Raw genomic sequence first — 24,172 nt, forward strand, 5'->3', positions numbered from 1 at the left:
TTCACGTTGTTTGTTTCGTTCAGTTTTCAAAGAACTACTTGGTCGCTCATTTGCGACTTCCTTATGTTAACATCTTCATTTTTCAATGTCAACTAAGTTTTTTAATTTCTTTTTTGTCGTCTTTTGCGTTTCCGCATCAGCGACGGTTATTAATTTATCATACAATAACCATTAGCGTCAACACCTTTTAATAAAAAATTCTTTTTCTTACATAACGAATACATTCCTCTGCATTAGCGACTCTTCGAAACAAACAAAAAATGATTTTATATCTTTCTTCCATCGCCTTTTTTACAACGTCATGAATACGTTCATCTTCAAAATCAAATAAAAGTTCTTCTAACTCTCTCTTCAATATGTATTCCATTTCTTTTTTCTCTTCTTTCGTTAACATAAACCCAAGCAAATCATCACCTCAATCATTTCTTACAGAGCAATAAGTATTAAGCCCATTTTCATTTAACAAAATCCTACCATCCATTATATCCACTACTTACGATATTAATCCCTTGTTCTCTTTTTTATATTTACAGCATATATGTAACTGAAAAGGATTGGACAAAGGGGCGTAATATTATGTTTTTCTTTTTTATTACGAGTAAAAGAAACTTTAAACACATTAGCTTAATAGTGATACTTTCCTTATTTACAGCATGGCTACTCTTTTTGAAAACATATTCACACGAGTCTGCTTTTTCAACCGCTACAGGACCTAAAGTTATTTACAAAGGCGACACCTCTAAAAAACAAGTTGCATTCACGTTTGATATTAGTTGGGGAGACAAAAAAGCAATTCCAATCCTTGATACACTTAAAGAAAGAGATATTAAGAATGCAACCTTCTTCCTTTCTGCTGCATGGGCAGAAAGACACCCTGATGTTGTTGAACGCATCATAAAAGATGGACATGAAATTGGTAGTATGGGTTATAATTACACGTCCTACACTTCTCTAGAGACAAATGAAATACGAAGAGATCTTCTGCGAGCACAAGATGTTTTTACAAAACTCGGTGTGAAACAAATCAAACTATTACGTCCACCTAGTGGAGACTTTAACAAGGCAACACTTAAAATAGCAGAATCACTCGGATACACTGTCGTTCATTGGAGTAATAACTCAAACGATTGGAAAAACCCTGGCGTAAACAATATCGTTTCCACCGTCTCTAATAATTTAAAAGGTGGAGATATCGTCTTATTACATGCATCCGATTCTGCCCTTCAAACAAATAAAGCTTTACCACTGCTTCTACAGAAATTAAAGAGTGACGGCTATGAGCAAATATCCGTATCACAACTTATTTCCAACACAAGTACGAAAAGTAAAGATGTTCAATAATTCTTTACACATAAAAAGCTCTACTACCTTTCATTCAGGTAATAGAGCTTTTTTCATCCCGATATTTTTATTCGTACAACTATTCTGCGTAAAAACTCTCCTAATTAGGCCGACTTACTCGTCTTTCCAATTAAACGATGTAATATAAGTAACTGATATGCATTACATAATAAAAGTGGTATCACCATTAAATATAACCAGTCTGTATCATTAATTCGAAGCGCTGGTACCCACTCAAGAATTGTTACAACGACCATAAAGAACAAAGCTGGCACAAATGCCTTTTTATTCGTTTCCTTACTTTTTACATAAGCAACGATGGCCCCAAACATAAATAACACACCAGCAACAAGTATGTTATTCCCTAATGAAACTTCCCCATTTGCAATCAATACCGATCTTAAATACACGAAATCAAATAAAACGAATGCAATAAAGAAGAGCTGGACTATATTCCATAAAGAAGACGATCGGAACATTCCTAGTCCAAAACGGTGGATTGTTAAATAAGCAAAGAACCCCATTTGACTTATCACACTAAAAATAAATCCTACACCCATCAACCAGAAGGACACTGCCAAAATTTCCTTTCCGTCGAAATTTTGAAAAAATTTAGCGTACTTGTCCCACTCTAAAACAAATCCAATAATGACTGTACTAACCCCACCAAGAAACAACGTCGTAAAAAATAGTCGTACCCACTTGCGGCTATTCACAACACATCCCCCATTATCCTTATATTTCTAATCAAATTGTATCAATGACAATTTCAAAAAGCTAGCCATGTTCATGTATAAATTCCTTAAAGATATTTATATTAAAAAGAGAGAACTGTGCTGAAAGGAGTTCCAACTTATGAAACGGATGCTGCTCGTTTTGACTTCTTCTTTTCTATTTCTTGTACTTGTAGCATGTGCACAAGAAAAAGAAGCAAAGTCCGAACTTGATTATGATCAAACGAAGAAAATGATTGTTGATATTTTAAAAACTGATCAAGGTAAGAAAGCCATTCAAGATGTGTTAACTGATGAAAAAATGAAACAGGCACTCATACTAGATGAAACAGTAGTAAAGAAAACGATTGAAGATGCAATGGTATCCGATAAAGGGCAACAATTCTGGGAAAAGCTCTTTAAAGACCCTGAGTTCTCATCGAAATTCGCTAAAAGTATGGGAAAAGAACAAACAGCCTTAATGAAAACATTACTAAAAGACCCTGAATACCAAGCAGGCGTTATAGAAATTATGAAAAACCCTGAAGTAGAAAAAATGATGTTACAAACGATGAAGAGCAAAGAATACCGTCAATATTTACAACAAGTATTAACAGAAACTGCTGAAAGCCCGCTCTTCCAAGCTAAGATGGTTGATATTATTAGTAAGGGTGTCCAAAAAGCCGAAAAAAGTGGTTCTGATAAAAAGGAAGCAGGCGGTGAAGGTGGTTCCCAAGAAGGTAAAAAGGAACAGCAGTAAAAATAATAACGATAGTAATGAGTGGACAATATATATATCGTCCACTCATTATTATTTTATTTTTGCGCAACAGCTGTTTTATCAATTACTTTTTCAGCTATCGTGCGATAAATAAGACCTGTCGTATGCGTATCTTCATATACTGACGGCGCAAAATCTTCTTTATTCCAATCAGGTTGTTGAAGCGGGATTCGGCCAAGTACTTCTGTTTGAAGTTCTGTAGCTAATTTATCTCCTCCACCTCTTCCAAACACATATTCTTTTTCACCAGTTGTTTTGCTTTCAAAATAAGCCATATTTTCAACAACACCAAGAATACTATGTTCTGTACGTAAAGCCATTGCTCCAGCACGTGCTGCTACAAATGCAGCTGTTGGATGCGGTGTTGTGACAATAATCTCTTTACAAGCCGGCAACATCGAATGTAAGTCTAGCGCCACATCACCTGTACCTGGTGGTAAATCTAAAACTAAATAATCTAAATCGCCCCACTCTACTTCTGTAAAGAAATGATTTAACATTTTCCCAAGCATAGGCCCTCTCCAAATAACCGGTGCATTATCTTCTACAAAGAATCCCATTGAGATTACCTTTACACCTAGACGCTCCACTGGAATAATTCTATCTCCCCTTACTACAGGTCGTTTTTCTATCCCCATCATATCAGGTACGCTAAAACCATAAATATCAGCATCAATAATACCAACTTTTTTCCCTAGACGAGCTAGAGCAATAGCAAGGTTAACAGAAACTGTTGATTTTCCTACTCCACCTTTTCCACTCGCCACTGCTAAAAATGTCGTTTTCGAATTTGGTGACAATAAAGATTCAGTTTGCTCTTCTTCTTGTTCTGGTGCAAACTGAGCTAATTCCTCTTCTGTAAATTCTGCAAAGCGAAGCCCTACTGTTGCTGCTCCTAGTTCTTTTACTAACTTTACAATTCCAGATTGCAATTGCATTTGTTCCGCTGTACCAGTTTTTACGATTGCAATTTTAACACTTACATGTTCCTTCTCAGGCTTGACTGTTACCTCTTTAATTGCCCCTGTTTCTTTTAACGTTTTATGTAAAAACGGATCTACAATCCCTTCTAACGCTTCCACTACTTGCTCTTTCGTTACCATAATTAGCCCAGCCCCCTGTATGAAAAATAACATAATGTTAATTAAATATATCTCTCTTTACTTTTGAAATAAATGCGTTTACATTTCCAGTATAACATATTTTCGGAAAACTTCGTTAACGAGAGAAACTCAAAAAAATCCTCCTTATTCTGGAGGATTTCCTTTTTCCGTGAAATAACGTAATATACCACGATATACTGCAGCCGCTACCTTTTGCTGATATTTTTCCGAATTTAACATATACCTTTCATTTACATTCGATAAAAAGCCAGCTTCAATTAAAGCGCCTGGTGTTTTCGCATACTTTAATAAATACACATGAGAAATTGTTTTAGCTGAACGATTTGTATTCTCTAAACTCGTTCTCAACTCAGCTTGTATAAATTTCGCAGCACGTTCATTTTCAATTGAAGAACGGTAATAGAACGTTTGTGCGCCTTTCGATCCACTACTCGTTAAAGCATTTAAATGAATACTCGCAAAAAAGTCCACATCAGGTTTATTAATAATCTCTACACGTTTTTTTAAATCTTCTGCTTTACGTCTACTGTATGACTTTGTATCTTTCTGGGCTAAATCATAATCTCCCTCACGTGTTAAAATAACTAGCGCACCTTGTTCTTGTAAATAATCTTGCACCTTCTTTGTAATCTCAAGCGTAATATCTTTTTCTACAATATCCTTGCCACCAACAGCCCCTCCGTCTGGTCCACCATGCCCAGCATCTAATACGATTACTTTCCCTGATAAGGGTAAATTCCAAGCTCGCCACGATTTTGTAATTTGAAATTCTTGTTTGACTAAAAAAAACAAAACAACCGCAGCGAGTGCAAAAGAGATAATTCGAATTCTCTTCATACCTTTCCTCCTCCAGCTAGTCCCTCTAATTACTTATATGGGACAAGAGGAAAGTTTATGCTTGTCTTAATGAAGCTTTAATCGATATCTTCTTTCACCTTTTTCATATCCTTCCTGCCACCATAAGCCGATAAACTGCTGGCAAGATTCAAAGAGTAATTCCTCATCTTGTAACTTAATTTCCCGCATAGTCATGCTCGTTAAAAATTGAAATAGTGTTTCCGTTAATTGTTGCTCTTCTTCCAAGGCCCTATATTTCACATCAAAGAACGATTCGCCATAATAACCAAATTTACTATATCTCGCTCCTAATAAATACGACTCTATCCCTAACTCAATGCAGTAATCTTCATACTGACGATGAAGTTCCTGCATCTGAAAGGCATCTCTAATATTTGAACGTAATGTTTTTAATGATAATTCCCGCAGCATCTTCCGTTCATATTTCAACTGCTTTTCTTTTTGTTTTTCTTGTAAGCTGACAATGACATTCATAGTACTTATAAACCTCCCTAATACGTATTAGTCTAAACTTCTAAAGAAGAAGCATACGCGAGAGGATAGCACTAAAATATTCCAAACTACAAAAATTACAAAAGAGGAATGCAACATAAAAAAACCCCAACCAAAATGGTTGGGGTTTGTAGTTCGCAAAAATTAACGTTTTGAGAACTGAGGTGCACGACGTGCGCCTTTAAGACCGTATTTTTTACGCTCTTTCATACGTGCGTCACGAGTTAATAGACCTGCACGTTTTAGTGTTAGACGGTATTCTGGATCAGCTTTTAATAAAGCGCGAGAAATACCGTGACGAATAGCACCAGCTTGACCAGTGTATCCACCACCATTTACGTTTACAAGTACATCGTAGTTACCTAAAGTTTCTGTTGCAACTAGAGGTTGTTTCACTACTTCACGTAATGCAGCAAATGGGATATAGTTTTCAAAATCACGACCGTTAATGATAACGCGTCCTTCGCCTGGAACTAGGCGTACGCGCGCTACTGAACTCTTACGACGTCCAGTGCCATAGTATTGAACCTGTGCCAAAGTAAGCCCTCCTTTAATTGATTATCCGCGAAGTTCGTAAACTTCTGGTTTTTGTGCTTGGTGTGGATGCTCTGCTCCAGCATACACGTTTAGTTTCTTAGAAACTTGACGGCCTAAGCGTCCTTTTGGAAGCATGCCTTTAATTGCAAGCTCTAACATTTGTACAGGGTAGTTTGTACGCATTTCTAGAGCTGTTCTTTGTTTAAGTCCACCTGGGTGGTTAGTGTGACGGTAGTAAATTTTATCGTTTAATTTATTACCTGTTAAATGAATTTTCTCAGCGTTAATAATAATTACATGATCACCCGTGTCAACGTGTGGTGTAAATGTAGGTTTGTTTTTACCGCGTAAAATGGATGCTACTTCACTAGCAAGGCGACCTAAAGTTTGACCTTCAGCATCAACCACATACCATTTACGCTCAACTTCGTTAGCTTTTGCCATAAAAGTCGTACGCATGTGTTTCCCTCCTCGTTATCTTTTCCATAGAAAAAATCTATTGTTTATCTTAAACACGATTTCCTTCCGGGGCTAATCGTGGTTTTAGAAACAATACCATATGTTATGATATACTTTTGAGTTTCTAATGTCAAGCAAATGTTACACCAGGATTAGTTGTTATAGTTTACCTGCCATAAGTAAAGTCCATGACCAGGAGCCATCTTTCCAGCAAACTGACGATTTTGTTTCGCTAGAATCTCTGGAATGCTATCTGGATCAAGCTTTCCTTGTCCTACGCTCAGTAACGTACCAACAATAATTCTAACCATATTATATAAAAATCCATTACCTACAAAACGAAAAATTAATTCATCGTCTTGCTCAATTAGCTCGATTTCATAAATTGTTCTCACTTTATCTTTTTTGTCAGTTTTTGCCGAACAAAAAGAAGTGAAATCATGCGTTCCAATAAAATAAGGGATCGCTTTTCTTATAGAATTTATTTCGAGTGGATATGGATATTGATATACATAATTTCTACGGAATACATCCGCAGTCTTTGATAATAATACACGATAACGATATTCTTTTCTCTCGACACCGTAACGTGCATGAAATTCTTCTGTTTTTTTCTCTACCTGTGTGATAACAATATCATCTGGTAACATAGTGTTTAATGCATTACTCCATTGCCACTCTTCAAGAGACAACGGTGTATCAAAGTGTATCACTTGTCCTTTAGCATGAACAGTAGAATCTGTTCTGCCCGATGCCTGAACACGAACAAGTTCCCCTTTATGCAATTTCTGTAAGGCTTTCTCTATTTCTTGTTGAACAGTACGATGCTGCGGCTGAATTTGATAACCACAAAAATGCATGCCATCATATGCAACCGTACATTTTATTCTATCCATTTCTCTATTCTCCATTACGATCGCACCCATGCCAAAATACAAGCTAAACAAAGTAAGCTTATAATCGTTACTGTATCGCTTGTTTTCCAGCGTAGTTGCCTAAATTTAGTACGTCCTTCGCCACTTTGATACCCACGAGCCTCCATAGCAATTGCTAAGTCCTCAGCACGCTTAAAAGCACTGATAAATAGAGGAACGAGTAGGGAGATAATAGCTTTTATCCTATCTTTTATCGGTCCTCCTGCGAAATCAATACCGCGTGACGATTGTGCCTTCATTATTTTACTCGTTTCATCCATTAATGTTGGAATAAAACGAAGAGAAATTGACATCATTAATGCGATTTCATGAACAGGAACTTTTATACGCTTCAACGGCTTTAATAACGTCTCCAAACCATCTGTAATCTCAATAGGTGTCGTCGTTAACGTTAATAATGTCGTCATTAAAATAATAACGAAGAATCGTATAGAAATGTATATCCCTTGCTCTAAGCCTTTTTCATGTATCGAAAACCAACCAAGCTGAAATAGTACTTCCCCTTCTTTATTTGTAAAAATATGCAGGAAAAATGTAAAAAGAAAAATCCATAGAATTGGTTTTAAGCCCGAAAGTACATAACGAATCGGCACTTTTGCAAAAAATAAAGCAATGAGTGCATATAAAAATAAAAATCCATATGAAATCGCATTATTTGCTAAGAAAACAACAAATACATATAAAAAGACAATCAGCAGCTTCGTACGTGGATCAAGTTGATGAATAAGAGAATTCCCTGGAATATATCTTCCAATAATCAACTGCTGCATGATTCATGACCACCTTTTCGTAACACCTGCACAACTTCATGAGTAAGATCCTCTAAAGATAAGGTAGCCTTTGGGATTGAAATGCCAAACTTCTCTTCAATTGCACGTTTATACTTTAAAGACATAGGAAGATCCACGCCAATTTTCTCTAGTTCATCAGCATGTGAAAATACTTCCTCTGCACTTCCTTGCAAAAAGACCGTTCCTTTATGCATGACTACAATCTGCTCGGCATATTTAGCAGCATCCTCCATATTATGCGTTACAAGGATAACTGTAAGGCCTTTCTCCTTATGTAGTTTATAAAACATCTCCATAAGTTCATTTTGCCCTTTTGGATCTAGTCCTGCTGTAGGTTCATCTAATACAAGCACTTCGGGTTCCATCGCTAATACACCTGCTATCGCAACACGCCTCATTTGCCCACCACTTAACTCAAATGGTGAACGTGCTAACAGTTCTGGTTCTAACCCTACAAGTTCAATTGCCTCTCTTGCCTTTTTCTTCGCTTCTTCTACAGATACCCCAAAATTAGTAGGGCCGAAACAAATATCTTTCTCCACAGTCTCTTCAAATAACTGATGTTCTGGGAATTGAAAGACAACCCCTACCTTTTTACGTAGTGGCTTTAGCTTTTTTTCTTTCTTTCCTGCCGAAATGAGATGTTCACCAATTTGAACTGTGCCATTTGTCGGCTGCAATAAACCATTTAAATGTTGAATCATCGTCGACTTACCTGAACCAGTATGACCGATAATGGCATAATAGCCCCCACTTGGAAACGACACGTCTACATCATAAAGTGCGCGTCTTTCAAATGGAGTTTTATATTGATAACGATGTTCTACTTTTTGGAATGTAATCTCCAAAGTTCGTTCACCAAGCTTTCCATTGTAAGATGCGTATTTTGCAAGAGAATTTCATTTCTTTTTAATAATTCTGCTATTTTCACTGAAAATGGTACATCTAATCCAATTTCTTGGAGCACATGAGAGGACTTGAAAATTTGTTCTGGAGTCCCTTCCTCTAATATCTCTCCCTTATTTAAAATAATGACACGGTCTGATTGTGCCGCTTCTTCTAAATCGTGCGTAATTGATAACACGGTAATACCTTTTTCATTAACAAGTTGTCTAACCGTTTCTACTACTTCACGTCTCCCTTGAGGGTCTAGCATTGACGTTGCTTCATCTAATATCAAAATAGATGGTTGAAGTGCTAAAACGCCTGCTATTGCTACTCGCTGCTTTTGCCCGCCAGATAACGAATGAGGCTCATCATTAAGAAAATCTTCCATACGGACTAGTCGTAAGGCCTGATCTAATCTTTCTACCATTTGCTCTCTTGGCATTCCGATATTCTCTAAACCAAAGACTACATCATCTTGCACTGTCGTTCCAACAAATTGATTATCTGGATTTTGAAATACCATCCCAATTTGTTTTCTAACATCCCATACCGTTTCCTCTGACAAAACCATTACATCATTTACTGTAATTGTCCCTGCTTCCGGCAAAAACAAACCATTCAATAATTTTGCAAGTGTAGACTTCCCAGAACCGTTTTGTCCAATAATAGATACCCATTCTCCTTCATATAAGGAGAATGAAACATCTTTTAATGCATAAGTGGCTGCACCAGGATATTGAAATGATATATTTTCTGTCCGAAGTTTCTCTTTTTTCAATACAAGGCACCCTTTCCTTCGCCAAGTAAGCCTATTTTTATATTTAAAAAAAAGGGCCATGACCAGTTTCTTGAAAAGAACTGTCCTGCCCTTTTAATTATCATTATACTAACTCGATAATTACCATTGGTGCTGCGTCTCCGCGACGTGGACCAATTTTTGCAATACGAGTGTATCCGCCTTGGCGCTCAGCATAGCGTGGAGCTACATCAGCGAATAGTTTTTGAAGTGCATCTTGACCAGTCTCAGCGTTAGCTACTTCATTGCGAATGAAAGCTGCTGCTTGACGACGAGCATGAAGATCTCCGCGTTTACCTAAAGTGATCATTTTTTCCACTACAGAACGAAGTTCTTTTGCACGAGTTTCTGTCGTTTGGATGCGCTCGTTGATAATTAAATCAGTAGCTAAGTCACGTAACATAGCTTTACGTTGCGCACTTGTACGGCCTAATTTTCTGTATGCCATTCGTAGTTCCCTCCTTTGTTGATGGGTTTAAATCCTCAGTCGTCTTTGCGTAAACCTAAACCTAATTCCTCAAGTTTATGTTTAACTTCTTCTAAGGATTTACGTCCTAAGTTACGAACTTTCATCATATCTTCTTCTGTTTTGTTCGCAAGCTCTTGTACAGTATTAATTCCTGCACGTTTTAGGCAATTATAAGAACGAACAGAAAGGTCTAGTTCTTCGATAGTCATCTCAAGAACTTTCTCTTTTTGATCTTCTTCCTTCTCGACCATAATCTCAGCATTTTGTGCTTCATCAGTTAAACCAACAAAGATATTTAAATGCTCAGTTAAGATTTTGGCACCTAAAGAGATAGCTTCTTTTGGCCCGATGCTTCCATCCGTCCATACATCAAGCGTAAGCTTATCATAATTAGCCACTTGTCCGACACGTGTCTTTTCCACTTGGTAAGTCACACGTGATACTGGAGTATAAATAGAATCAATAGGAATTACTCCTATTGGTTGATCTTCGCTTTTATTTGCATCAGCTGGCGTATACCCACGGCCACGCTTTGCAGTTAAACGCACGCGGAAATGCGCATCTTTTGCTAACGTTGCAATGTGTAAATCTGGATTTAAGATTTCTACATCACTATCGTGAGTAATATCAGCAGCTGTGACAATACCTTCGCCCTGCACATCAATTTCCAACGTCTTCTCTTCTTCAGAGTAGATTTTAAGAGCTAACTTTTTCAAGTTTAAGATGATCGTTGTAACGTCTTCTACTACGCCCTCAACTGTTGAAAATTCATGTAATACGCCATCGATTTGGATAGCAGTAACAGCGGCACCAGGGAGTGAAGATAAAAGAATACGACGTAAGGAGTTACCCAACGTAGTACCATATCCACGCTCAAGCGGTTCAATTACGAATTTACCATATTTAGCATCTTCGTTAAGTTCAACCGTTTCGATTTTCGGCTTTTCGATTTCAATCATTAACTAAACCCTCCTTCAAAACGTCGAAACCCCGGTTAAACAAAGGTATAACCCCTGTCTAACCGAAAGTCCCCCTTAGGCAGTTCCCGATTGTGCACAACAAGCGATGTTTCTGTACGAAATTTCTCGATAATGCATCATATCCATTATAGACAAAAGGGAAAATTCTATACAGAAAAATTACACACGACGACGTTTTGGTGGACGACATCCATTATGAGGAACTGGAGTAACATCTCTAATTGCTGTTACTTCTAGACCTGCAGCTTGAAGAGCACGAATTGCAGCTTCACGACCAGCACCAGGACCTTTAACAGTAACCTCTAAAGTTTTTAAACCGTGTTCCATTGCAGCTTTAGCAGCAGTTTCAGCAGCCATTTGCGCAGCGAATGGAGTAGATTTACGAGATCCACGGAAACCAAGTGCACCAGCACTAGACCAAGAAAGTGCGTTACCGTGAGTATCTGTAAGTGTTACGATTGTGTTGTTGAAAGTAGAACGAATATGAGCTATACCAGCTTCAATATTCTTTTTCACACGTTTTTTACGAGTGTTTGTTTTACGTGCCATTGTTAGTTCAACCTCCTTTACTTATTATTTCTTTTTATTTGCTACTGTACGACGTGGACCTTTACGTGTACGAGCATTGTTTTTAGAGTTTTGACCACGAACTGGTAAACCACGACGGTGACGAAGACCACGGTAAGAACCGATCTCCATTAGACGTTTGATGTTAAGAGATACTTCACGACGAAGGTCTCCCTCAACTTTAATACGATCGATGATATCACGGATACGTCCTAATTCGTCTTCCGTTAAATCACGAACTCGTGTTTCTTCAGAAATACCTGCTTCAGCAAGAATTTTTTCAGCAGTTGTGCGACCAATGCCGAATACGTAAGTTAAAGAAATAACAACGCGTTTGTCTCGAGGAATATCTACACCTGCGATACGTGCCATTACGAATGCACCTCCTTCTGATTAACCTTGTTTTTGTTTATGTTTAGGGTTTTCACAAATAACCATTACTTTTCCACGTCTACGAATAACTTTACATTTTTCGCAGATTGGTTTAACTGACGGTCTTACTTTCATGTCTCGAACCTCCTTAAAGATTACGGAGTGCTATATTATTTAAAACGGTACGTAATACGACCACGATTTAAATCGTACGGAGATAATTCTACCGTAACTTTGTCTCCTGGTAAAATACGAATGAAGTTCATACGGATTTTACCAGAAACGTGAGCCAATACGACATGCCCATTCTCTAATTCTACTTTGAACATAGCATTTGGCAACGTTTCAAGAACGGTACCTTCGACTTCAATTACATCATCTTTAGCCATTCAATAGTTCTCCCTTCATCAAATCAGTAACATTTTACACTGCTCTGAAATCCCGGAGAGCCAGCTACTTATAAAGTGGTAAGGATTTCGTATCCTGCTTCTGTAAGAGCAATCGTGTGCTCAAAATGGGCACACCATTTACCATCTACCGTTACCACTGTCCAGTCATCAGATAGTGTTTTTACATATCGTCTTCCTTGATTCACCATCGGCTCAACACAGATGACCATTCCCGGCTTTAATCTAGGGCCTCTATTTGGTGGACCATAGTGCGGGATTTGAGGGTCCTCATGTAAGTCTTGCCCGATTCCGTGACCAACATACTCCCTAACGATCGAGAATCCATTCTCTTCAGCATGGGTTTGAACCGCATGTGAGATATTTGATAATCTCTCGCCTGGTTTTACTTGTTCTAGACCAAGATACAACGATTTTTCTGTGACATCAAGTAGCTTTTGAACAGATTCAGAAATGTTTCCAACTGGATACGTCCATGCAGAATCTCCATGGTACCCATTGTATTTCGCACCAATATCGATACTGATGATATCGCCCTCTTTGAGCTTGCGCTTCCCTGGAATTCCGTGTACAAGCTCTTCATTTACAGAAGCACATATGCTCCCCGGAAATCCGTTGTATCCTTTAAAAGATGGCGTAGCACCATATTTTTGAATCGTCTTTTCCGCTATTTGATCGAGCTCTTTCGTTGTAATTCCTGGAGTAATGTGTTGTTTTAACTCTTGATGAGTTAAAGCAACGATCCTGCCAGCTTCTCGCATGATTTCTATCTCGCGAGGAGTTTTGCAGATTATCATTACGCTAAGCCTCCGATGAGAACATCGATATCAGCAAATACTTTATTGATATCTTGCTCACCATTAATGCTTTGTAGGTAACCAAGCTCCTCGTAGAAATCAAGCAAAGGTTTAGTTTGCTTAATATTTACATCTAAGCGATTTGCTACAGTTTCTTCATTGTCATCAGAGCGTTGATATAATTCGCCACCACATTTATCGCACACGTCAGCTTTTGCTGGCGCATTGAATTCTAAGTGGTAAGTCGCACCGCACTCTTTACAAATGCGACGGCCTGTAAGGCGTTTTAATAACAACCCTGAATCCACATTAATGTTTAAAACATAGTCGATTTTTTTGCCAAGATCTTTCATAATCTCTTCAAGAGCTGATGCTTGTGCAACAGTTCGTGGGAAACCATCTAATAAGAAGCCTCTTACACAGTCTTCTTGACTTAAACGTTCACGAACGATTCCGATTGTAACTTCATCTGGTACAAGTGCACCTTTATCAATAAAAGATTTTGCTTGTAAACCCATTTCAGTTTCAGCCTTCATAGCTGCACGGAACATATCTCCTGTTGAGATGTGAGGGATGTTATACTTGGCAACAATCTGTTCGGCTTGTGTACCTTTACCAGCACCAGGAAGCCCCATTAAAATTAAGTTCATCCTTGTTCCCCCTCAGAGTACATGAGCATGTAGGGAAGACAATACTTCCCACTTACTCACTGCTTGATAAACCCTTTGTAATGGCGTTTTACCAGTTGGCTTTCTAGCTGCTTCATTGTTTCTAAAGCAACGCCGACAACGATTAACATACTCGTTCCACCAATCTGTGCAGATGGAGGAAGATTTCCCAGCTTCGTAAAGATAACTGGTAAGATTGCAATCGCTGCTAGGAAAATTGATCCTACAAAGGTCAAACGATACAAGATTTTTGTTAGATATTGTTCTGTATTCTTACCCGGACGAATACCTGGAACATATCCACCTTGTTTGTTTAGATTCTCTGACATTTGCTCCGGATTAACCTGAACAAATGCATAGAAATATGTGAAGGCTACAATGAGCGCAACATATATGATCATTCCCACTGGGTGAGAATAGTTAAAGTTTGCAATAATCCACTGCGATACATCATGTTTCGGGAAGAACTGTGCAATAGTCGGAGGCGTAATTAAGAATGAAACAGCAAAAATTACTGGAATAACACCAGCACTATTTACCTTAAGCGGTAAATGTGTGTTTTGTGCTCCAGCATAACCACCATTTCCTCCTGTTACACGCTTCGCATATTGAATTGGGATCTTTCTAACAGCCTGTTGAATGAAAATAACACCCACAATAACTGCTAACACAGCTAGTAAGATCAATGCAACTTTAACGATACTCATGAACAATTGATCTCCGATATTTTGAAACTGTTGCTGATACACTTGAGATATAACACTTGGGATCGCTGCGGCAATACCACCAAAGATCAGAATGGAAATACCATTACCTACACCTTTAGCTGTAATCTGTTCACCTAACCACATTAAAAATGCAGTACCAGCAGTCAGTACCGTAGCAATGTATAAATAAGTGCTCCAACCAGGATTCAAAATTAATTGTCCACCTACCATACCGTTAAAACCGATTGACATACCAAACCCCTGAATAAACGCAAGAACAATTGTAAAATAACGCGTGAATTGCGTTAATTTACGACGGCCCATTTCACCTTGCTTCGCCCATTCCGAAAATTTAGGAACAACATCCATCTGCAATAATTGCACGATGATGGATGCTGTAATATACGGCATGATTCCCATCGCAAAGATGGAGAAGTTTTTCAAGGCTCCACCGCCAAATGTATTTAGAATACCTAAAGCATTTAATTGATCTTGTGCCTTCAGTACGTCTCCATTTGTAAATGGCACGGGGATAAACGTGCCAATCCTGAATACGATTAACATCGCTAAAGTGAATAATATTTTACGTCTTATCTCAGCAACGCGCATAAAGTTGGAGATTGTACGAAACATTAGATCACCTCAACTGATCCGCCAGCTGCTTCAATTGCTTCTTTAGCACTTGAAGAGAACTTGTGCGCTTTAACAGTTAGTTTTTTCTCTACTGCGCCGCTTGCAAGAATTTTAACACCGTCGTTTAATTTGCTGATAACGCCAGTTTCCAGCAATAATTCAGGTGTTACTTCTGTACCATCTTCAAAACGATTTAACGTTGATAAGTTTACAATAGCAAACTCTTTACGGTTAATGTTTGTGAAGCCGCGTTTTGGTAAACGACGGAATAATGGAGTTTGACCACCTTCGAAGCCAAGACGAACACCGCCACCAGAACGTGCGTTTTGTCCTTTATGACCTTTACCAGCAGTTTTACCGTTACCAGAACCGATACCACGACCGACACGGTTACGTACTTTACGAGAACCTTCTGCAGGTTTTAATTCATGAAGTTTCATTCCCAGGCACCTCCTTATATTAATGAGTTATCCTTAAGCTTCTTTTACAGTTACAAGGTGAGAAACTTTGTTGATCATACCAAGAATAGCAGGAGTTTCTTCCTTAACTACAGTTGAATTCAACTTTTTAAGACCTAAAGCTTCTACCGTCGCACGTTGATCTTGTGGACGACCAATTACACTACGAGTGAGGGTAATTTCTAACTTTTTCGCCATTTGTTTTCCCTCCTTAACCTAGTAGCTCTTCTACAGATTTACCGCGTAATTTTGCAACATCTTCAGCGCGCTTAAGTTCGCTTAATCCGTTCACAGTAGCGCGAATCATGTTGATTGGTGTGTTAGAACCAAGAGATTTCGAAAGAATATCTTGTACACCTGCTAATTCAAGGACCGCACGAACAGGTCCACCAGCAATAACACCAGTACCCTCAGCAGCAGGTTTTAAGAATACTTCACCAGCGCCAAAATGACCGTTGATTGTGTGTGGAATTGTTGTACCAACTAATGGTACAGCGATTAAGTTTTTCTTAGCGTCTTCGATAGCTTTGCGGATTGCGTCTGGTACCTCTTGTGCTTTACCAGTACCGAATCCAACATGACCGTTTTTATCGCCAACTACAACTAGTGCAGCAAAGCGGAAACGACGACCACCCTTAACAACTTTCGCGACACGATTTATCGTAACTACACGTTCTTCAAGTTCTAATTTACTTGGGTCAATGCGATGCATCAATTTTCCCTCCTTTGACCATTAAAATTGTAATCCAGCCTCACGAGCAGCTTCAGCTAGAGCTTTAACACGGCCATGGTATAAGTAACCACCGCGATCAAATACTACTTCTTTAACGCCTTTCTCTACAGCACGCTTAGCAACTGATTCTCCAACTTTCGTAGCAGCTTCAATATTGCTAGTACCGTTAAGAGCAAGGTCTTTATCAAGAGTAGATGCACTTACTAACGTTACACCATTCACATCATCAATAACTTGAGCGTAAATATGTTGGTTAGAACGGAACACGTTTAAACGTGGACGCTCTGCAGTACCAGTAAGTTTAGCACGTACACGTGCATGTCTTTTCTTACGAGTCGCATTTTTATCAGCTTTAGTGATCATTCTTGTCACTCCTTTCTCTCACCTAACGGGTTTACTTAGCAGTTTTACCTTCTTTACGACGAACAACTTCGCCTTCGTAACGAATACCTTTACCTTTGTAAGGCTCAGGAGCACGTACAGCACGGATGTTAGCAGCAAATTCGCCAACACGTTGCTTGTCGATACCTTTGATTACGATCTTAGTTGGTGCAGGTACTTCAACTTCAAGACCTGCTTCCGGAGTCATTTCTACTGGATGAGAATAACCTACGCTTAATACAAGTTTATCACCTTGTTTTTGAGCACGGTAACCAACACCGACTAATTCAAGTCCGCGTGCGAAACCTTCAGTTACACCTTCAACCATGTTTCCGATTAAAGCACGAGTTGTACCGTGTAATGCACGGTGTTCCTTCTGTTCAGATGGACGCTCAACTGTTAATGTATTCTCTTCAATTTTGATAAGCATATCAGCATTGAAAGTACGAGTTAATTCACCTTTAGGGCCTTTTACTGTTACAGTATTGTCTTCTGCAACTGTAATAGTAACACCTGCAGGGATTTCAAGAATCTTTTTACCAATACGAGACATGTGGTCACACCTCCGTTCGTTTTAAATATATATTACCAAACGTATGCTACTACTTCTCCACCAGTTTGTAATTGACGAGCGTCTTTGTCTGTCATTACTCCCTTAGATGTAGAAACAAGAGCGATACCTAATCCGTTAAGTACACGTGGTACTTCGTCAGCTTTAGCGTAAACGCGTAAGCCAGGTTTACTGATACGTTTTAATCCAGTGATTACACGTTCATTGTTTGCACCATATTTCAGGAAAATACGAAGGATACCTTGTTTGTTATCCTCGATGTATTCTACATCACGAATGAAACCTTCACGTTTTAAAAGTTCAGCGATCTCTTTTTTGATTTTAGAAGCAGGAACCTCTAATTTCTCATGACGTACCATGTTCGCATTACGGATGCGAGTAAGCATGTCTGCAATTGGATCTGTCATCACCATGTGTTTTACCTCCTTCCCATTTGTGGGTTTTACCAACTAGCTTTTTTAACACCAGGAATTTGACCTTTATATGCAAGTTCACGGAAACAAATACGGCAAAGTTTAAATTTGCGGTATACAGAATGCGGACGACCGCAGCGTTCGCAACGTGTATACTCTTGTACTTTAAACTTAGGAGTACGCTTTTGTTTCGCTATCATAGATTTTTTAGCCACGTTTTCGCCTCCTCTACTTAGCGTTGGCTTCCATTATTTTTGGAATGGCATACCGAATTGTGTTAACAGTTCACGAGCTTCTTCATCAGTTTTCGCTGTAGTAACGATTACGATGTCCATACCGCGGACTTTGCTTACTTTATCATAATCAATCTCAGGGAAAATAAGTTGCTCTTTAACACCTAATGTATAGTTTCCACGACCATCGAATGATTTCTTAGAAACACCACGGAAATCACGTACACGTGGTAAAGAAACTGATACTAATTTGTCGAAGAACTCATACATTTGCTCGCCGCGTAAAGTTACTTTCGCACCGATTGGCATACCTTCACGAAGACGGAAACCAGCGATTGATTTTTTAGCACGAGTTACAACAGGTTTTTGACCTGTGATTTGTGTTAATTCTTCTACTGCGTTGTCTAACGCTTTTGAGTTAGATACCGCGTCACCAACACCAGTGTTGATTACGATCTTTTCGATTTTCGGTACCTGCATTACAGATTTATAGTTAAACTTGCTCACTAGAGCAGGAGTAATTTCCTTTTGGAACTTCTCTTTAAGGCGATTCAATGAAGTGACCTCCTTTCTTAAGAAAATTATTTATCTAATAATTCACCAGATTTTTTTGCAATACGAACTTTTTTACCATCTTCTACTTTGAAGCCTACGCGAGTAGGTTCACCTGTTTTCGGATCTAAAATCATAACGTTAGAAACGTGAATAGGTGCTTCTTTAGTAATAATTCCACCTTGTGGATTTAATTGAGATGGCTTAGAGTGCTTCTTAACGATATTGACACCCTCAACGATAACACGGTTTTGCTTTGGGAAAGCCACAAGGATAACGCCTTGTTTTCCTTTGTCTTTACCAGTGATTACCTGTACTTTATCACCTTTTTTTACATGCATCTTAATTCTGCACCTCCTTAGCAAGGCAATACCTTAAATTATAGAACTTCTGGAGCTAAAGAAACGATCTTCATGAAGTTGCTATCACGTAATTCACGAGCTACTGGTCCGAAGATACGAGTACCACGTGGGCTCTTATCGTCTTTAATGATAACCGCTGCGTTTTCATCAAATTTGATGTAAGAACCGTCCGGACGACGAGCTCCGCTCTTCGTACGTACTACTACTGCTTTAACAACGTCACCTTTTTTAACAACGCCACCTGGTGTTGCTTGTTTTACCGTAGCAACGATAATGTCACCAATGTTAGCATATTTACGACCAGAGCCGCCTAATACTTTAATTGTTAAAAGTTCACGTGCACCAGAGTTGTCAGCAACTTTCAAACGAGATTCTTGTTGGATCATGTTATGAAACCTCCCTTCGGACTAAAAATTCCGATTCGTCTATTTAGATAATAACCGCTTCTTCAACGATTTCAACTAAACGGAAACGCTTAGTAGCAGAAAGCGGGCGAGTTTCCATGATTTTAACGATATCGCCAAGTTTCGCTTGGTTTTGCTCATCATGGGCTTTGTACTTCTTAGAATACTTAACACGTTTTCCGTACAAGGAATGAGTTTTGTAAGTTTCAACTAAAACTGTAATCGTTTTGTCCATTTTGTCAGACACTACACGACCAGTATAAACTTTGCGTTGGTTACGTTCGCTCACTATGCAAACCTCCCCTCAATTTATCGATTAATTCCGATCTCTCTTTCACGAACTACAGTTTTCATACGAGCAATTGCTTTACGCACTTCACGAATGCGAGTTGGATTCTCTAATTGTCCTGTAGCAAGTTGGAAGCGAAGATTAAACAACTCTTCCTTTAAAGCTTTAACTTTTGTTTCGATTTCGGCAGTGGTTAATTCACGAATATCATTAGTTTTCATTAGATTCACCACCATTTTCTTCACGTTTTACGAATTTACATTTCACAGGTAACTTGTGAGCTGCAAGACGTAATGCTTCGCGTGCTACCTCTTCAGATACACCCGCGATTTCGAACATAATTTTCCCAGGTTTTACTACTGCTACCCAGCCTTCTGGTGCCCCTTTACCGGAACCCATACGTACTTCTAGAGGTTTTGCAGTGTAAGGTTTAGAAGGGAAAATTTTAATCCATACTTTACCGCCACGTTTCATGTAACGAGTCATTGCACGACGAGCAGCTTCGATTTGACGGTTTGTAATCCATGAAGCAGCTTGTGCTTGTAAACCGAATTCACCGAAAGCAATTTCAGTTCCACCTTTTGCACGACCACGCATTTTACCACGATGCTCTCTACGATATTTTACGCGTTTTGGCATTAACATATTATTTTCCTCCTTCCTCAGAAGCTTTCTTTTTTGTAGGAAGGACTTCTCCACGGTAGATCCATACTTTTACGCCTAATTTACCGTATGTTGTATCAGCTTCAACTGCTGCATAGTCAATATCAGCGCGAAGTGTATGAAGTGGAACAGTTCCTTCACTGTAAGATTCTGCACGAGCGATATCAGCTCCGCCAAGACGACCAGAAACCTGTGTTTTAATACCTTTAGCACCTGCACGCATAGCACGTTGAATAACTTGCTTTTGTGCACGACGGAATGATACACGGTTTTCTAATTGACGAGCAATGTTTTCGCCTACTAATTTAGCGTTAAGATCAGCTCTCTTAACTTCTAAAATGTTGATGTGTACACGCTTGCCTGTTAATTGGTTAAGAGCTTTACGAAGTGCTTCAACTTCAGTACCACCTTTACCAATTACCATACCAGGTTTTGCTGTGTGAATTGTAACATTTACACGATTTGCTGCACGTTCGATTTCTACTTTAGCAACAGCAGAATCTTTTAAGCGTACATTAATGTACTCACGGATTTTGATGTCTTCATGTAATAATGTAGCGTAATCTTTCTCAGCGAACCAACGAGATTCCCAGTCACGGATAACGCCGACACGAAGACCAATTGGATTAACCTTTTGACCCATCGATTATCCCTCCTTCTTTTCTGATACCACAACTGTGATGTGGCTTGTGCGTTTGTTAATTTGGCTTGCACGACCCATTGCACGTGGACGGAAACGTTTTAACGTTGGACCTTCGTCAACGAAAACTTTCTCAACAACTAGGCTGTTGATGTCCATTTCATAATTGTGCTCTGCATTTGCGATTGCAGATTTTAAAACTTTTTCTACAACTGGAGAAGCAGTTTTTGGTGTGTGGTTAAGGATAGCAATCGCTTCACCCACTTGCTTACCTCGGATTAAGTCTACAACTAAACGAACTTTACGAGGAGCAATACGAACTGTTCTCGCTACTGCTTTAGCTTGCATTGAAGTGCCTCCTCTCATTATCTTCTAGTTTTCTTATCGTCAGCATCATGACCTTTATACGTACGAGTTGGTGCGAATTCACCTAACTTGTGGCCTACCATGTCTTCAGTAACATATACAGGTACATGTTTACGACCGTCATATACAGCGATTGTGTGACCGATGAACTGAGGGAAGATCGTTGAACGACGAGACCAAGTTTTAACAACTTGCTTTTGCTCAGTTTCATTTAGCTTTGCAATTTTACTCATTAAATGATCATCGACAAATGGTCCTTTTTTCAAGCTACGAGCCATTTTGGTGCCTCCCTTCGTGATTGCCGTACGGTTCTTAAATTGAACCGTACTACAATCCCATTATTTTTTACGACGACGAACGATGAATTTGTCAGACGCTTTGTTTTTCTTACGAGTTTTGAATCCAAGAGTTGGTTTACCCCATGGAGACATTGGAGACTTACGTCCGATTGGTGAACGTCCTTCACCACCACCGTGTGGGTGATCAACTGGGTTCATTACAGAACCACGAACAGTTGGGCGCTTACCTAACCAGCGAGAGCGACCAGCTTTACCGATCTTGATAAGTTCGTGTGACTCGTTACCAACTTGACCTACAGTTGCACGGCAAGCAGATAATACAAGACGCACTTCACCAGAAGTTAAACGTACAAGAACGTATTTACCTTCTTTACCAAGTACTTGTGCAGATGTACCAGCAGAACGAACTAATTGTCCACCACGACCTGGTTTAAGCTCGATGTTATGAACAACAGTACCTACTGGAATGTTGATTAATGGTAATGCGTTACCGATTTTAATGTCAGCTTCAGCGCCAGACATAATTTCCATACCTACTTCTAAGTTCTTAGGAGCAAGAATGTAACGTTTTTCACCGTCAACGTAGTTAATTAATGCAATATTCGCAGAGCGGTTTGGATCGTATTCGATCGTAGCAACGCGTCCTGGAATTCCATCTTTGTTACGTTTGAAGTCGATGATACGGTATTGACGCTTATGTCCGCCACCTTGATGACGTACAGTGATTTTACCTTGGTTATTACGACCAGCCTTTTTGCTTAAAGGAGCAAGTAAAGACTTTTCGGGTCTGTCAGTCGTGATTTCAGCGAAATCATTCGTAGTCATGTTACGACGACCGTTAGTAGTTGGATTATACTTTTTAATTCCCATCTCAATTTCCCTCCTTCTTTAGTAAGAATTAAACGCCTTGGAAGATTTCGATTTCTTTGCTGTCAGCAGTTAGCTTAACGATTGCTTTACGACGACGGCTAGTAAAACCAGCGTGACGACCAACGCGTTTTGCTTTCGGCTTGTAGTTCATGATGTTCACTTTTTCTACTTTAACACCAAAGATCGCTTCTAGAGCATCTTTAACTTCTGTTTTATTAGATTTAACGTCCACATCGAACGTGTATTTTTTTTCAGCCATCATTTCCATAGAACGTTCAGTGATAACTGGGCGCTTAATGATATCACGAGGATCTCTCATTATGCAAGCACCTCCTCTACTTTTTCCACTGCCGCTTTTGTCATGATTAGCTTATCATGATGAAGCACGTCTAAAACGTTTACGCCATCAGCAGTGATTACTGTTACTCCAGGGATATTGCGAGCAGATAACTCTACAGATTCGTTTGCATCAGCAGTTACGATAAGAGCTTTCTTCTCAACAGTTAATCCTTTAAGTACTGCTAGCATATCTTTTGTTTTTGGTGCATTTAACACTAGGTCTTCAAGAACTACAATGTTGTTCTCAACTACTTTAGTAGCTAATGCAGATTTGATTGCTAAACGACGAACTTTCTTAGGAAGTTTGTACGCATAGCTTCTTGGTGTAGGTCCGAATACCGTACCACCACCACGCCATTGAGGAGAGCGGATAGACCCTTGACGAGCACGTCCAGTTCCTTTTTGACGCCATGGTTTACGACCACCACCGCGAACTTCAGAGCGAGTTTTTACTTTGTGTGTACCTTGACGTAAAGATGCACGTTGCATCATTACAGCTTCGAAAAGTACAGCTTCATTTGGTTCGATACCGAAAATAGCTTCAGCTAATTCGATTTCACCAACCTGTGAACCAGTTTGGTTATATACAGTAACTTTTGGCATTGGAATTCCTCCTTCCTATTGTGAATTATTTGCTAACCTTCACAGCGCCTTGAACAACTACAAGAGATTTCTTAGCACCTGGAACGTTACCTTTTACTAGTAATAAGTTGCGCTCAGTGTCAACTTGAACGATTTCTAAGTTTTGGATAGTAACTTGGTCTCCACCCATACGTCCAGCAAGTTTTTTGCCTTTGAATACACGGTTCGGAGCAACTGGGCCCATTGAACCTGGACGACGGTGATAGCGAGAACCATGAGACATAGGTCCGCGAGATTGTCCGTGGCGTTTGATAACACCTTGGAAACCTTTACCTTTAGAAATTCCTGTTACATCAACGATTTCACCTGTAGCGAATACGTCAACTTTTACCTCTTGACCAACCTCTAATCCGTCCACGTCTGCATCGCGGATTTCGCGAATGAAGCGCTTAGGAGTTGTAGATGCTTTAGCAGTGTGGCCTTGTTCAGGTTTGTTAGTTAACTTTTCACGTTTATCTTCAAATCCTAACTGAATTGCGTTGTAGCCATCAGTTTCAGTTGTTTTCTTTTGAAGAACAACGTTTGGATTAGCAGCGATAACTGTTACTGGGATTAACTCACCGTTCTCAGCAAATACTTGAGTCATACCGATCTTTCTTCCTAAGATTCCTTTGGTCATGAGTTACACCTCCTACATTTTTA

The 24,172-nt window shown here is 39.2% G+C and carries 42 protein-coding genes; 2 read left to right on the forward strand and 40 right to left on the reverse strand.

The window, feature by feature from the left end; translation table 11 throughout:
- Positions 1–187: 187 nt before the first annotated feature.
- Positions 188–406 (reverse strand): hypothetical protein, encoded by a 219-nt coding sequence (locus tag AC2CGR_RS27085; protein WP_029439134.1) that lies wholly within the window; start codon positions 404–406, stop codon positions 188–190.
- A 170-nt stretch (positions 407–576) separates the two neighbouring features.
- Here AC2CGR_RS27085 and pdaB point away from each other — a divergent pair, with 170 nt between their 5' ends.
- A complete protein-coding gene (pdaB, locus tag AC2CGR_RS27090) occupies positions 577–1,341 on the forward strand; it encodes a polysaccharide deacetylase family sporulation protein PdaB (RefSeq protein WP_000464710.1) in 765 nt (254 codons plus the stop codon).
- A 104-nt stretch (positions 1,342–1,445) separates the two neighbouring features.
- Here pdaB and kbaA read toward each other — a convergent pair whose 3' ends face one another.
- Complete coding sequence (gene kbaA, locus AC2CGR_RS27095; RefSeq protein WP_048553548.1) at positions 1,446–2,057, reverse strand: KinB signaling pathway activation protein KbaA; 612 nt, start codon at positions 2,055–2,057, stop codon at positions 1,446–1,448.
- A gap of 139 nt (positions 2,058–2,196) precedes the next feature.
- Here kbaA and gerD point away from each other — a divergent pair, with 139 nt between their 5' ends.
- Positions 2,197–2,814: a spore germination protein GerD gene (gene gerD / locus AC2CGR_RS27100; protein WP_000827520.1), complete on the forward strand. Its 618-nt coding sequence runs from the start codon at positions 2,197–2,199 to the stop codon at positions 2,812–2,814.
- Positions 2,815–2,870: 56 nt separating this feature from the next.
- Here gerD and AC2CGR_RS27105 read toward each other — a convergent pair whose 3' ends face one another.
- From AC2CGR_RS27105 to rplC, 38 genes are all read right to left on the reverse strand, one after another.
- Positions 2,871–3,938, reverse strand: coding sequence for an Mrp/NBP35 family ATP-binding protein (locus AC2CGR_RS27105; RefSeq protein ID WP_087963794.1), 1,068 nt, complete (start codon positions 3,936–3,938; stop codon positions 2,871–2,873).
- Positions 3,939–4,082: 144 nt separating this feature from the next.
- Positions 4,083–4,796 (reverse strand): N-acetylmuramoyl-L-alanine amidase CwlD, encoded by a 714-nt coding sequence (cwlD, locus tag AC2CGR_RS27110; protein WP_071721976.1) that lies wholly within the window; start codon positions 4,794–4,796, stop codon positions 4,083–4,085.
- A 66-nt stretch (positions 4,797–4,862) separates the two neighbouring features.
- Positions 4,863–5,291 carry a YbaK family protein gene (locus tag AC2CGR_RS27115; RefSeq protein ID WP_001101006.1) on the reverse strand — a complete coding sequence of 143 codons (429 nt, stop codon included), beginning with the start codon at positions 5,289–5,291 and terminating at the stop codon, positions 4,863–4,865.
- 162 nt (positions 5,292–5,453) lie between these two features.
- Entirely contained in the window at positions 5,454–5,846 is a 393-nt protein-coding gene (gene rpsI / locus AC2CGR_RS27120) for a 30S ribosomal protein S9 (RefSeq protein ID WP_000079986.1), read from the reverse strand.
- Between the two features lie 21 nt (positions 5,847–5,867).
- Positions 5,868–6,305 (reverse strand): 50S ribosomal protein L13, encoded by a 438-nt coding sequence (rplM, locus tag AC2CGR_RS27125; RefSeq protein WP_001260793.1) that lies wholly within the window; start codon positions 6,303–6,305, stop codon positions 5,868–5,870.
- A gap of 152 nt (positions 6,306–6,457) precedes the next feature.
- Complete coding sequence (gene truA, locus AC2CGR_RS27130) at positions 6,458–7,201, reverse strand: tRNA pseudouridine(38-40) synthase TruA (RefSeq protein WP_087963800.1); 744 nt, start codon at positions 7,199–7,201, stop codon at positions 6,458–6,460.
- Positions 7,202–7,215: 14 nt separating this feature from the next.
- Positions 7,216–8,010 carry an energy-coupling factor transporter transmembrane component T family protein gene (locus AC2CGR_RS27135; RefSeq protein WP_029439127.1) on the reverse strand — a complete coding sequence of 265 codons (795 nt, stop codon included), beginning with the start codon at positions 8,008–8,010 and terminating at the stop codon, positions 7,216–7,218.
- Positions 7,998–8,879 (reverse strand): energy-coupling factor ABC transporter ATP-binding protein, encoded by an 882-nt coding sequence (locus tag AC2CGR_RS27140; RefSeq protein ID WP_029439126.1) that lies wholly within the window; start codon positions 8,877–8,879, stop codon positions 7,998–8,000. Before AC2CGR_RS27140 ends, AC2CGR_RS27135 begins: the two co-directional genes overlap by 13 nt.
- A complete protein-coding gene (locus tag AC2CGR_RS27145; protein ID WP_029439125.1) occupies positions 8,855–9,697 on the reverse strand; it encodes an energy-coupling factor ABC transporter ATP-binding protein in 843 nt (280 codons plus the stop codon). Before AC2CGR_RS27145 ends, AC2CGR_RS27140 begins: the two co-directional genes overlap by 25 nt.
- A 103-nt stretch (positions 9,698–9,800) precedes the next feature.
- Positions 9,801–10,163, reverse strand: a complete 363-nt coding sequence (gene rplQ / locus AC2CGR_RS27150) for a 50S ribosomal protein L17 (protein ID WP_000331490.1) — start codon at positions 10,161–10,163, stop codon at positions 9,801–9,803.
- 35 nt (positions 10,164–10,198) lie between these two features.
- Positions 10,199–11,143 (reverse strand): DNA-directed RNA polymerase subunit alpha, encoded by a 945-nt coding sequence (locus AC2CGR_RS27155; protein WP_000569643.1) that lies wholly within the window; start codon positions 11,141–11,143, stop codon positions 10,199–10,201.
- Positions 11,144–11,323: 180 nt separating this feature from the next.
- Positions 11,324–11,713 (reverse strand): 30S ribosomal protein S11, encoded by a 390-nt coding sequence (rpsK, locus tag AC2CGR_RS27160; protein WP_000101798.1) that lies wholly within the window; start codon positions 11,711–11,713, stop codon positions 11,324–11,326.
- 24 nt (positions 11,714–11,737) lie between these two features.
- Positions 11,738–12,103, reverse strand: a complete 366-nt coding sequence (rpsM, locus tag AC2CGR_RS27165; protein ID WP_000090788.1) for a 30S ribosomal protein S13 — start codon at positions 12,101–12,103, stop codon at positions 11,738–11,740.
- 21 nt (positions 12,104–12,124) lie between these two features.
- Positions 12,125–12,238, reverse strand: coding sequence for a 50S ribosomal protein L36 (gene rpmJ, locus AC2CGR_RS27170; protein ID WP_000868344.1), 114 nt, complete (start codon positions 12,236–12,238; stop codon positions 12,125–12,127).
- A gap of 35 nt (positions 12,239–12,273) precedes the next feature.
- Positions 12,274–12,492: a translation initiation factor IF-1 gene (gene infA, locus AC2CGR_RS27175; RefSeq protein WP_001029884.1), complete on the reverse strand. Its 219-nt coding sequence runs from the start codon at positions 12,490–12,492 to the stop codon at positions 12,274–12,276.
- A gap of 68 nt (positions 12,493–12,560) precedes the next feature.
- Positions 12,561–13,307: a type I methionyl aminopeptidase gene (map, locus tag AC2CGR_RS27180; RefSeq protein WP_000582539.1), complete on the reverse strand. Its 747-nt coding sequence runs from the start codon at positions 13,305–13,307 to the stop codon at positions 12,561–12,563.
- A complete protein-coding gene (locus tag AC2CGR_RS27185; RefSeq protein WP_001048992.1) occupies positions 13,307–13,957 on the reverse strand; it encodes an adenylate kinase in 651 nt (216 codons plus the stop codon). The genes map and AC2CGR_RS27185 overlap by 1 nt, the downstream gene beginning before the upstream one ends.
- A gap of 56 nt (positions 13,958–14,013) precedes the next feature.
- A complete protein-coding gene (gene secY / locus AC2CGR_RS27190) occupies positions 14,014–15,315 on the reverse strand; it encodes a preprotein translocase subunit SecY (protein ID WP_000490114.1) in 1,302 nt (433 codons plus the stop codon).
- Positions 15,315–15,755, reverse strand: coding sequence for a 50S ribosomal protein L15 (gene rplO / locus AC2CGR_RS27195; RefSeq protein ID WP_000766080.1), 441 nt, complete (start codon positions 15,753–15,755; stop codon positions 15,315–15,317). Before rplO ends, secY begins: the two co-directional genes overlap by 1 nt.
- 33 nt (positions 15,756–15,788) lie before the next feature.
- The gene (gene rpmD, locus AC2CGR_RS27200; RefSeq protein ID WP_001085234.1) at positions 15,789–15,971 is read right to left on the reverse strand and encodes a 50S ribosomal protein L30; all 183 of its coding nucleotides are present in this window, start codon (positions 15,969–15,971) and stop codon (positions 15,789–15,791) included.
- A 13-nt stretch (positions 15,972–15,984) separates the two neighbouring features.
- The gene (rpsE, locus tag AC2CGR_RS27205; RefSeq protein WP_000554646.1) at positions 15,985–16,485 is read right to left on the reverse strand and encodes a 30S ribosomal protein S5; all 501 of its coding nucleotides are present in this window, start codon (positions 16,483–16,485) and stop codon (positions 15,985–15,987) included.
- 21 nt (positions 16,486–16,506) lie between these two features.
- Positions 16,507–16,869 carry a 50S ribosomal protein L18 gene (gene rplR / locus AC2CGR_RS27210; protein WP_000628816.1) on the reverse strand — a complete coding sequence of 121 codons (363 nt, stop codon included), beginning with the start codon at positions 16,867–16,869 and terminating at the stop codon, positions 16,507–16,509.
- Between the two features lie 31 nt (positions 16,870–16,900).
- Positions 16,901–17,440, reverse strand: a complete 540-nt coding sequence (rplF, locus tag AC2CGR_RS27215; protein WP_000086558.1) for a 50S ribosomal protein L6 — start codon at positions 17,438–17,440, stop codon at positions 16,901–16,903.
- Between the two features lie 32 nt (positions 17,441–17,472).
- A complete protein-coding gene (gene rpsH / locus AC2CGR_RS27220) occupies positions 17,473–17,871 on the reverse strand; it encodes a 30S ribosomal protein S8 (protein ID WP_000245511.1) in 399 nt (132 codons plus the stop codon).
- 29 nt (positions 17,872–17,900) lie between these two features.
- Positions 17,901–18,086, reverse strand: a complete 186-nt coding sequence (gene rpsN, locus AC2CGR_RS27225; RefSeq protein WP_001085700.1) for a 30S ribosomal protein S14 — start codon at positions 18,084–18,086, stop codon at positions 17,901–17,903.
- Between the two features lie 33 nt (positions 18,087–18,119).
- On the reverse strand, positions 18,120–18,659 hold the full coding sequence (gene rplE / locus AC2CGR_RS27230; protein WP_001080831.1) for a 50S ribosomal protein L5: 540 nt from the start codon (positions 18,657–18,659) through the stop codon (positions 18,120–18,122).
- Positions 18,660–18,685: 26 nt separating this feature from the next.
- Positions 18,686–18,997: a 50S ribosomal protein L24 gene (rplX, locus tag AC2CGR_RS27235; RefSeq protein ID WP_000558200.1), complete on the reverse strand. Its 312-nt coding sequence runs from the start codon at positions 18,995–18,997 to the stop codon at positions 18,686–18,688.
- Positions 18,998–19,035: 38 nt separating this feature from the next.
- Positions 19,036–19,404 carry a 50S ribosomal protein L14 gene (rplN, locus tag AC2CGR_RS27240; protein ID WP_000615912.1) on the reverse strand — a complete coding sequence of 123 codons (369 nt, stop codon included), beginning with the start codon at positions 19,402–19,404 and terminating at the stop codon, positions 19,036–19,038.
- A gap of 43 nt (positions 19,405–19,447) precedes the next feature.
- Positions 19,448–19,711, reverse strand: a complete 264-nt coding sequence (gene rpsQ, locus AC2CGR_RS27245; protein WP_000004106.1) for a 30S ribosomal protein S17 — start codon at positions 19,709–19,711, stop codon at positions 19,448–19,450.
- Between the two features lie 20 nt (positions 19,712–19,731).
- Entirely contained in the window at positions 19,732–19,932 is a 201-nt protein-coding gene (rpmC, locus tag AC2CGR_RS27250) for a 50S ribosomal protein L29 (RefSeq protein WP_000855718.1), read from the reverse strand.
- Positions 19,922–20,356, reverse strand: a complete 435-nt coding sequence (gene rplP / locus AC2CGR_RS27255) for a 50S ribosomal protein L16 (RefSeq protein ID WP_000928969.1) — start codon at positions 20,354–20,356, stop codon at positions 19,922–19,924. The genes rpmC and rplP overlap by 11 nt, the downstream gene beginning before the upstream one ends.
- A 1-nt stretch (position 20,357) precedes the next feature.
- On the reverse strand, positions 20,358–21,017 hold the full coding sequence (gene rpsC / locus AC2CGR_RS27260; protein ID WP_000529956.1) for a 30S ribosomal protein S3: 660 nt from the start codon (positions 21,015–21,017) through the stop codon (positions 20,358–20,360).
- A 3-nt stretch (positions 21,018–21,020) separates the two neighbouring features.
- Positions 21,021–21,362, reverse strand: a complete 342-nt coding sequence (rplV, locus tag AC2CGR_RS27265; RefSeq protein WP_001148025.1) for a 50S ribosomal protein L22 — start codon at positions 21,360–21,362, stop codon at positions 21,021–21,023.
- Positions 21,363–21,379: 17 nt separating this feature from the next.
- Complete coding sequence (gene rpsS, locus AC2CGR_RS27270) at positions 21,380–21,658, reverse strand: 30S ribosomal protein S19 (RefSeq protein WP_000124453.1); 279 nt, start codon at positions 21,656–21,658, stop codon at positions 21,380–21,382.
- A gap of 60 nt (positions 21,659–21,718) precedes the next feature.
- The gene (rplB, locus tag AC2CGR_RS27275) at positions 21,719–22,549 is read right to left on the reverse strand and encodes a 50S ribosomal protein L2 (RefSeq protein ID WP_000511580.1); all 831 of its coding nucleotides are present in this window, start codon (positions 22,547–22,549) and stop codon (positions 21,719–21,721) included.
- Positions 22,550–22,577: 28 nt separating this feature from the next.
- On the reverse strand, positions 22,578–22,868 hold the full coding sequence (gene rplW / locus AC2CGR_RS27280) for a 50S ribosomal protein L23 (protein ID WP_001205558.1): 291 nt from the start codon (positions 22,866–22,868) through the stop codon (positions 22,578–22,580).
- Positions 22,868–23,491: a 50S ribosomal protein L4 gene (gene rplD / locus AC2CGR_RS27285; RefSeq protein WP_001127258.1), complete on the reverse strand. Its 624-nt coding sequence runs from the start codon at positions 23,489–23,491 to the stop codon at positions 22,868–22,870. Before rplD ends, rplW begins: the two co-directional genes overlap by 1 nt.
- Before the next feature lie 25 nt (positions 23,492–23,516).
- On the reverse strand, positions 23,517–24,149 hold the full coding sequence (rplC, locus tag AC2CGR_RS27290) for a 50S ribosomal protein L3 (protein ID WP_000160207.1): 633 nt from the start codon (positions 24,147–24,149) through the stop codon (positions 23,517–23,519).
- Between the last annotated feature and the right edge of the window lie 23 nt (positions 24,150–24,172).

It is taken from the genome of Bacillus sp. LSHTCR4, assembly GCF_057197025.1.

Excerpts from the sequence above, each read along its gene's own strand:
- pdaB (WP_000464710.1), top strand. The coding sequence starts at position 577 with ATGTTTTTCTTTTTTATTACGAGTAAAAGAAACTTTAAACACATTAGC.
- gerD (WP_000827520.1), top strand. The coding sequence starts at position 2,197 with ATGAAACGGATGCTGCTCGTTTTGACTTCTTCTTTTCTATTTCTTGTA.
- AC2CGR_RS27105 (WP_087963794.1), bottom strand. The coding sequence starts at position 3,938 with ATGGTAACGAAAGAGCAAGTAGTGGAAGCGTTAGAAGGGATTGTAGAT.
- cwlD (WP_071721976.1), bottom strand. The coding sequence starts at position 4,796 with ATGAAGAGAATTCGAATTATCTCTTTTGCACTCGCTGCGGTTGTTTTG.
- AC2CGR_RS27115 (WP_001101006.1), bottom strand. The coding sequence starts at position 5,291 with ATGAATGTCATTGTCAGCTTACAAGAAAAACAAAAAGAAAAGCAGTTG.
- rplM (WP_001260793.1), bottom strand. The coding sequence starts at position 6,305 with ATGCGTACGACTTTTATGGCAAAAGCTAACGAAGTTGAGCGTAAATGG.
- truA (WP_087963800.1), bottom strand. The coding sequence starts at position 7,201 with ATGGATAGAATAAAATGTACGGTTGCATATGATGGCATGCATTTTTGT.
- AC2CGR_RS27135 (WP_029439127.1), bottom strand. The coding sequence starts at position 8,010 with ATGCAGCAGTTGATTATTGGAAGATATATTCCAGGGAATTCTCTTATT.
- rplQ (WP_000331490.1), bottom strand. The coding sequence starts at position 10,163 with ATGGCATACAGAAAATTAGGCCGTACAAGTGCGCAACGTAAAGCTATG.
- AC2CGR_RS27155 (WP_000569643.1), bottom strand. The coding sequence starts at position 11,143 with ATGATTGAAATCGAAAAGCCGAAAATCGAAACGGTTGAACTTAACGAA.
- rpsK (WP_000101798.1), bottom strand. The coding sequence starts at position 11,713 with ATGGCACGTAAAACAAACACTCGTAAAAAACGTGTGAAAAAGAATATT.
- rpsM (WP_000090788.1), bottom strand. The coding sequence starts at position 12,103 with ATGGCACGTATCGCAGGTGTAGATATTCCTCGAGACAAACGCGTTGTT.
- rpmJ (WP_000868344.1), bottom strand. The coding sequence starts at position 12,238 with ATGAAAGTAAGACCGTCAGTTAAACCAATCTGCGAAAAATGTAAAGTT.
- infA (WP_001029884.1), bottom strand. The coding sequence starts at position 12,492 with ATGGCTAAAGATGATGTAATTGAAGTCGAAGGTACCGTTCTTGAAACG.
- map (WP_000582539.1), bottom strand. The coding sequence starts at position 13,307 with ATGATAATCTGCAAAACTCCTCGCGAGATAGAAATCATGCGAGAAGCT.
- AC2CGR_RS27185 (WP_001048992.1), bottom strand. The coding sequence starts at position 13,957 with ATGAACTTAATTTTAATGGGGCTTCCTGGTGCTGGTAAAGGTACACAA.
- secY (WP_000490114.1), bottom strand. The coding sequence starts at position 15,315 with ATGTTTCGTACAATCTCCAACTTTATGCGCGTTGCTGAGATAAGACGT.
- rplO (WP_000766080.1), bottom strand. The coding sequence starts at position 15,755 with ATGAAACTTCATGAATTAAAACCTGCAGAAGGTTCTCGTAAAGTACGT.
- rpmD (WP_001085234.1), bottom strand. The coding sequence starts at position 15,971 with ATGGCGAAAAAGTTAGAAATTACCCTCACTCGTAGTGTAATTGGTCGT.
- rpsE (WP_000554646.1), bottom strand. The coding sequence starts at position 16,485 with ATGCATCGCATTGACCCAAGTAAATTAGAACTTGAAGAACGTGTAGTT.
- rplR (WP_000628816.1), bottom strand. The coding sequence starts at position 16,869 with ATGATCACTAAAGCTGATAAAAATGCGACTCGTAAGAAAAGACATGCA.
- rplF (WP_000086558.1), bottom strand. The coding sequence starts at position 17,440 with ATGTCTCGTATTGGTAAAAAGATTCTTGAAATCCCTGCAGGTGTTACT.
- rpsH (WP_000245511.1), bottom strand. The coding sequence starts at position 17,871 with ATGGTGATGACAGATCCAATTGCAGACATGCTTACTCGCATCCGTAAT.
- rplX (WP_000558200.1), bottom strand. The coding sequence starts at position 18,997 with ATGCATGTAAAAAAAGGTGATAAAGTACAGGTAATCACTGGTAAAGAC.
- rplN (WP_000615912.1), bottom strand. The coding sequence starts at position 19,404 with ATGATCCAACAAGAATCTCGTTTGAAAGTTGCTGACAACTCTGGTGCA.
- rpmC (WP_000855718.1), bottom strand. The coding sequence starts at position 19,932 with ATGAAAACTAATGATATTCGTGAATTAACCACTGCCGAAATCGAAACA.
- rplP (WP_000928969.1), bottom strand. The coding sequence starts at position 20,356 with ATGTTAATGCCAAAACGCGTAAAATATCGTAGAGAGCATCGTGGTAAA.
- rpsC (WP_000529956.1), bottom strand. The coding sequence starts at position 21,017 with ATGGGTCAAAAGGTTAATCCAATTGGTCTTCGTGTCGGCGTTATCCGT.
- rplV (WP_001148025.1), bottom strand. The coding sequence starts at position 21,362 with ATGCAAGCTAAAGCAGTAGCGAGAACAGTTCGTATTGCTCCTCGTAAA.
- rpsS (WP_000124453.1), bottom strand. The coding sequence starts at position 21,658 with ATGGCTCGTAGCTTGAAAAAAGGACCATTTGTCGATGATCATTTAATG.
- rplB (WP_000511580.1), bottom strand. The coding sequence starts at position 22,549 with ATGGGAATTAAAAAGTATAATCCAACTACTAACGGTCGTCGTAACATG.
- rplW (WP_001205558.1), bottom strand. The coding sequence starts at position 22,868 with ATGAGAGATCCTCGTGATATCATTAAGCGCCCAGTTATCACTGAACGT.
- rplD (WP_001127258.1), bottom strand. The coding sequence starts at position 23,491 with ATGCCAAAAGTTACTGTATATAACCAAACTGGTTCACAGGTTGGTGAA.
- rplC (WP_000160207.1), bottom strand. The coding sequence starts at position 24,149 with ATGACCAAAGGAATCTTAGGAAGAAAGATCGGTATGACTCAAGTATTT.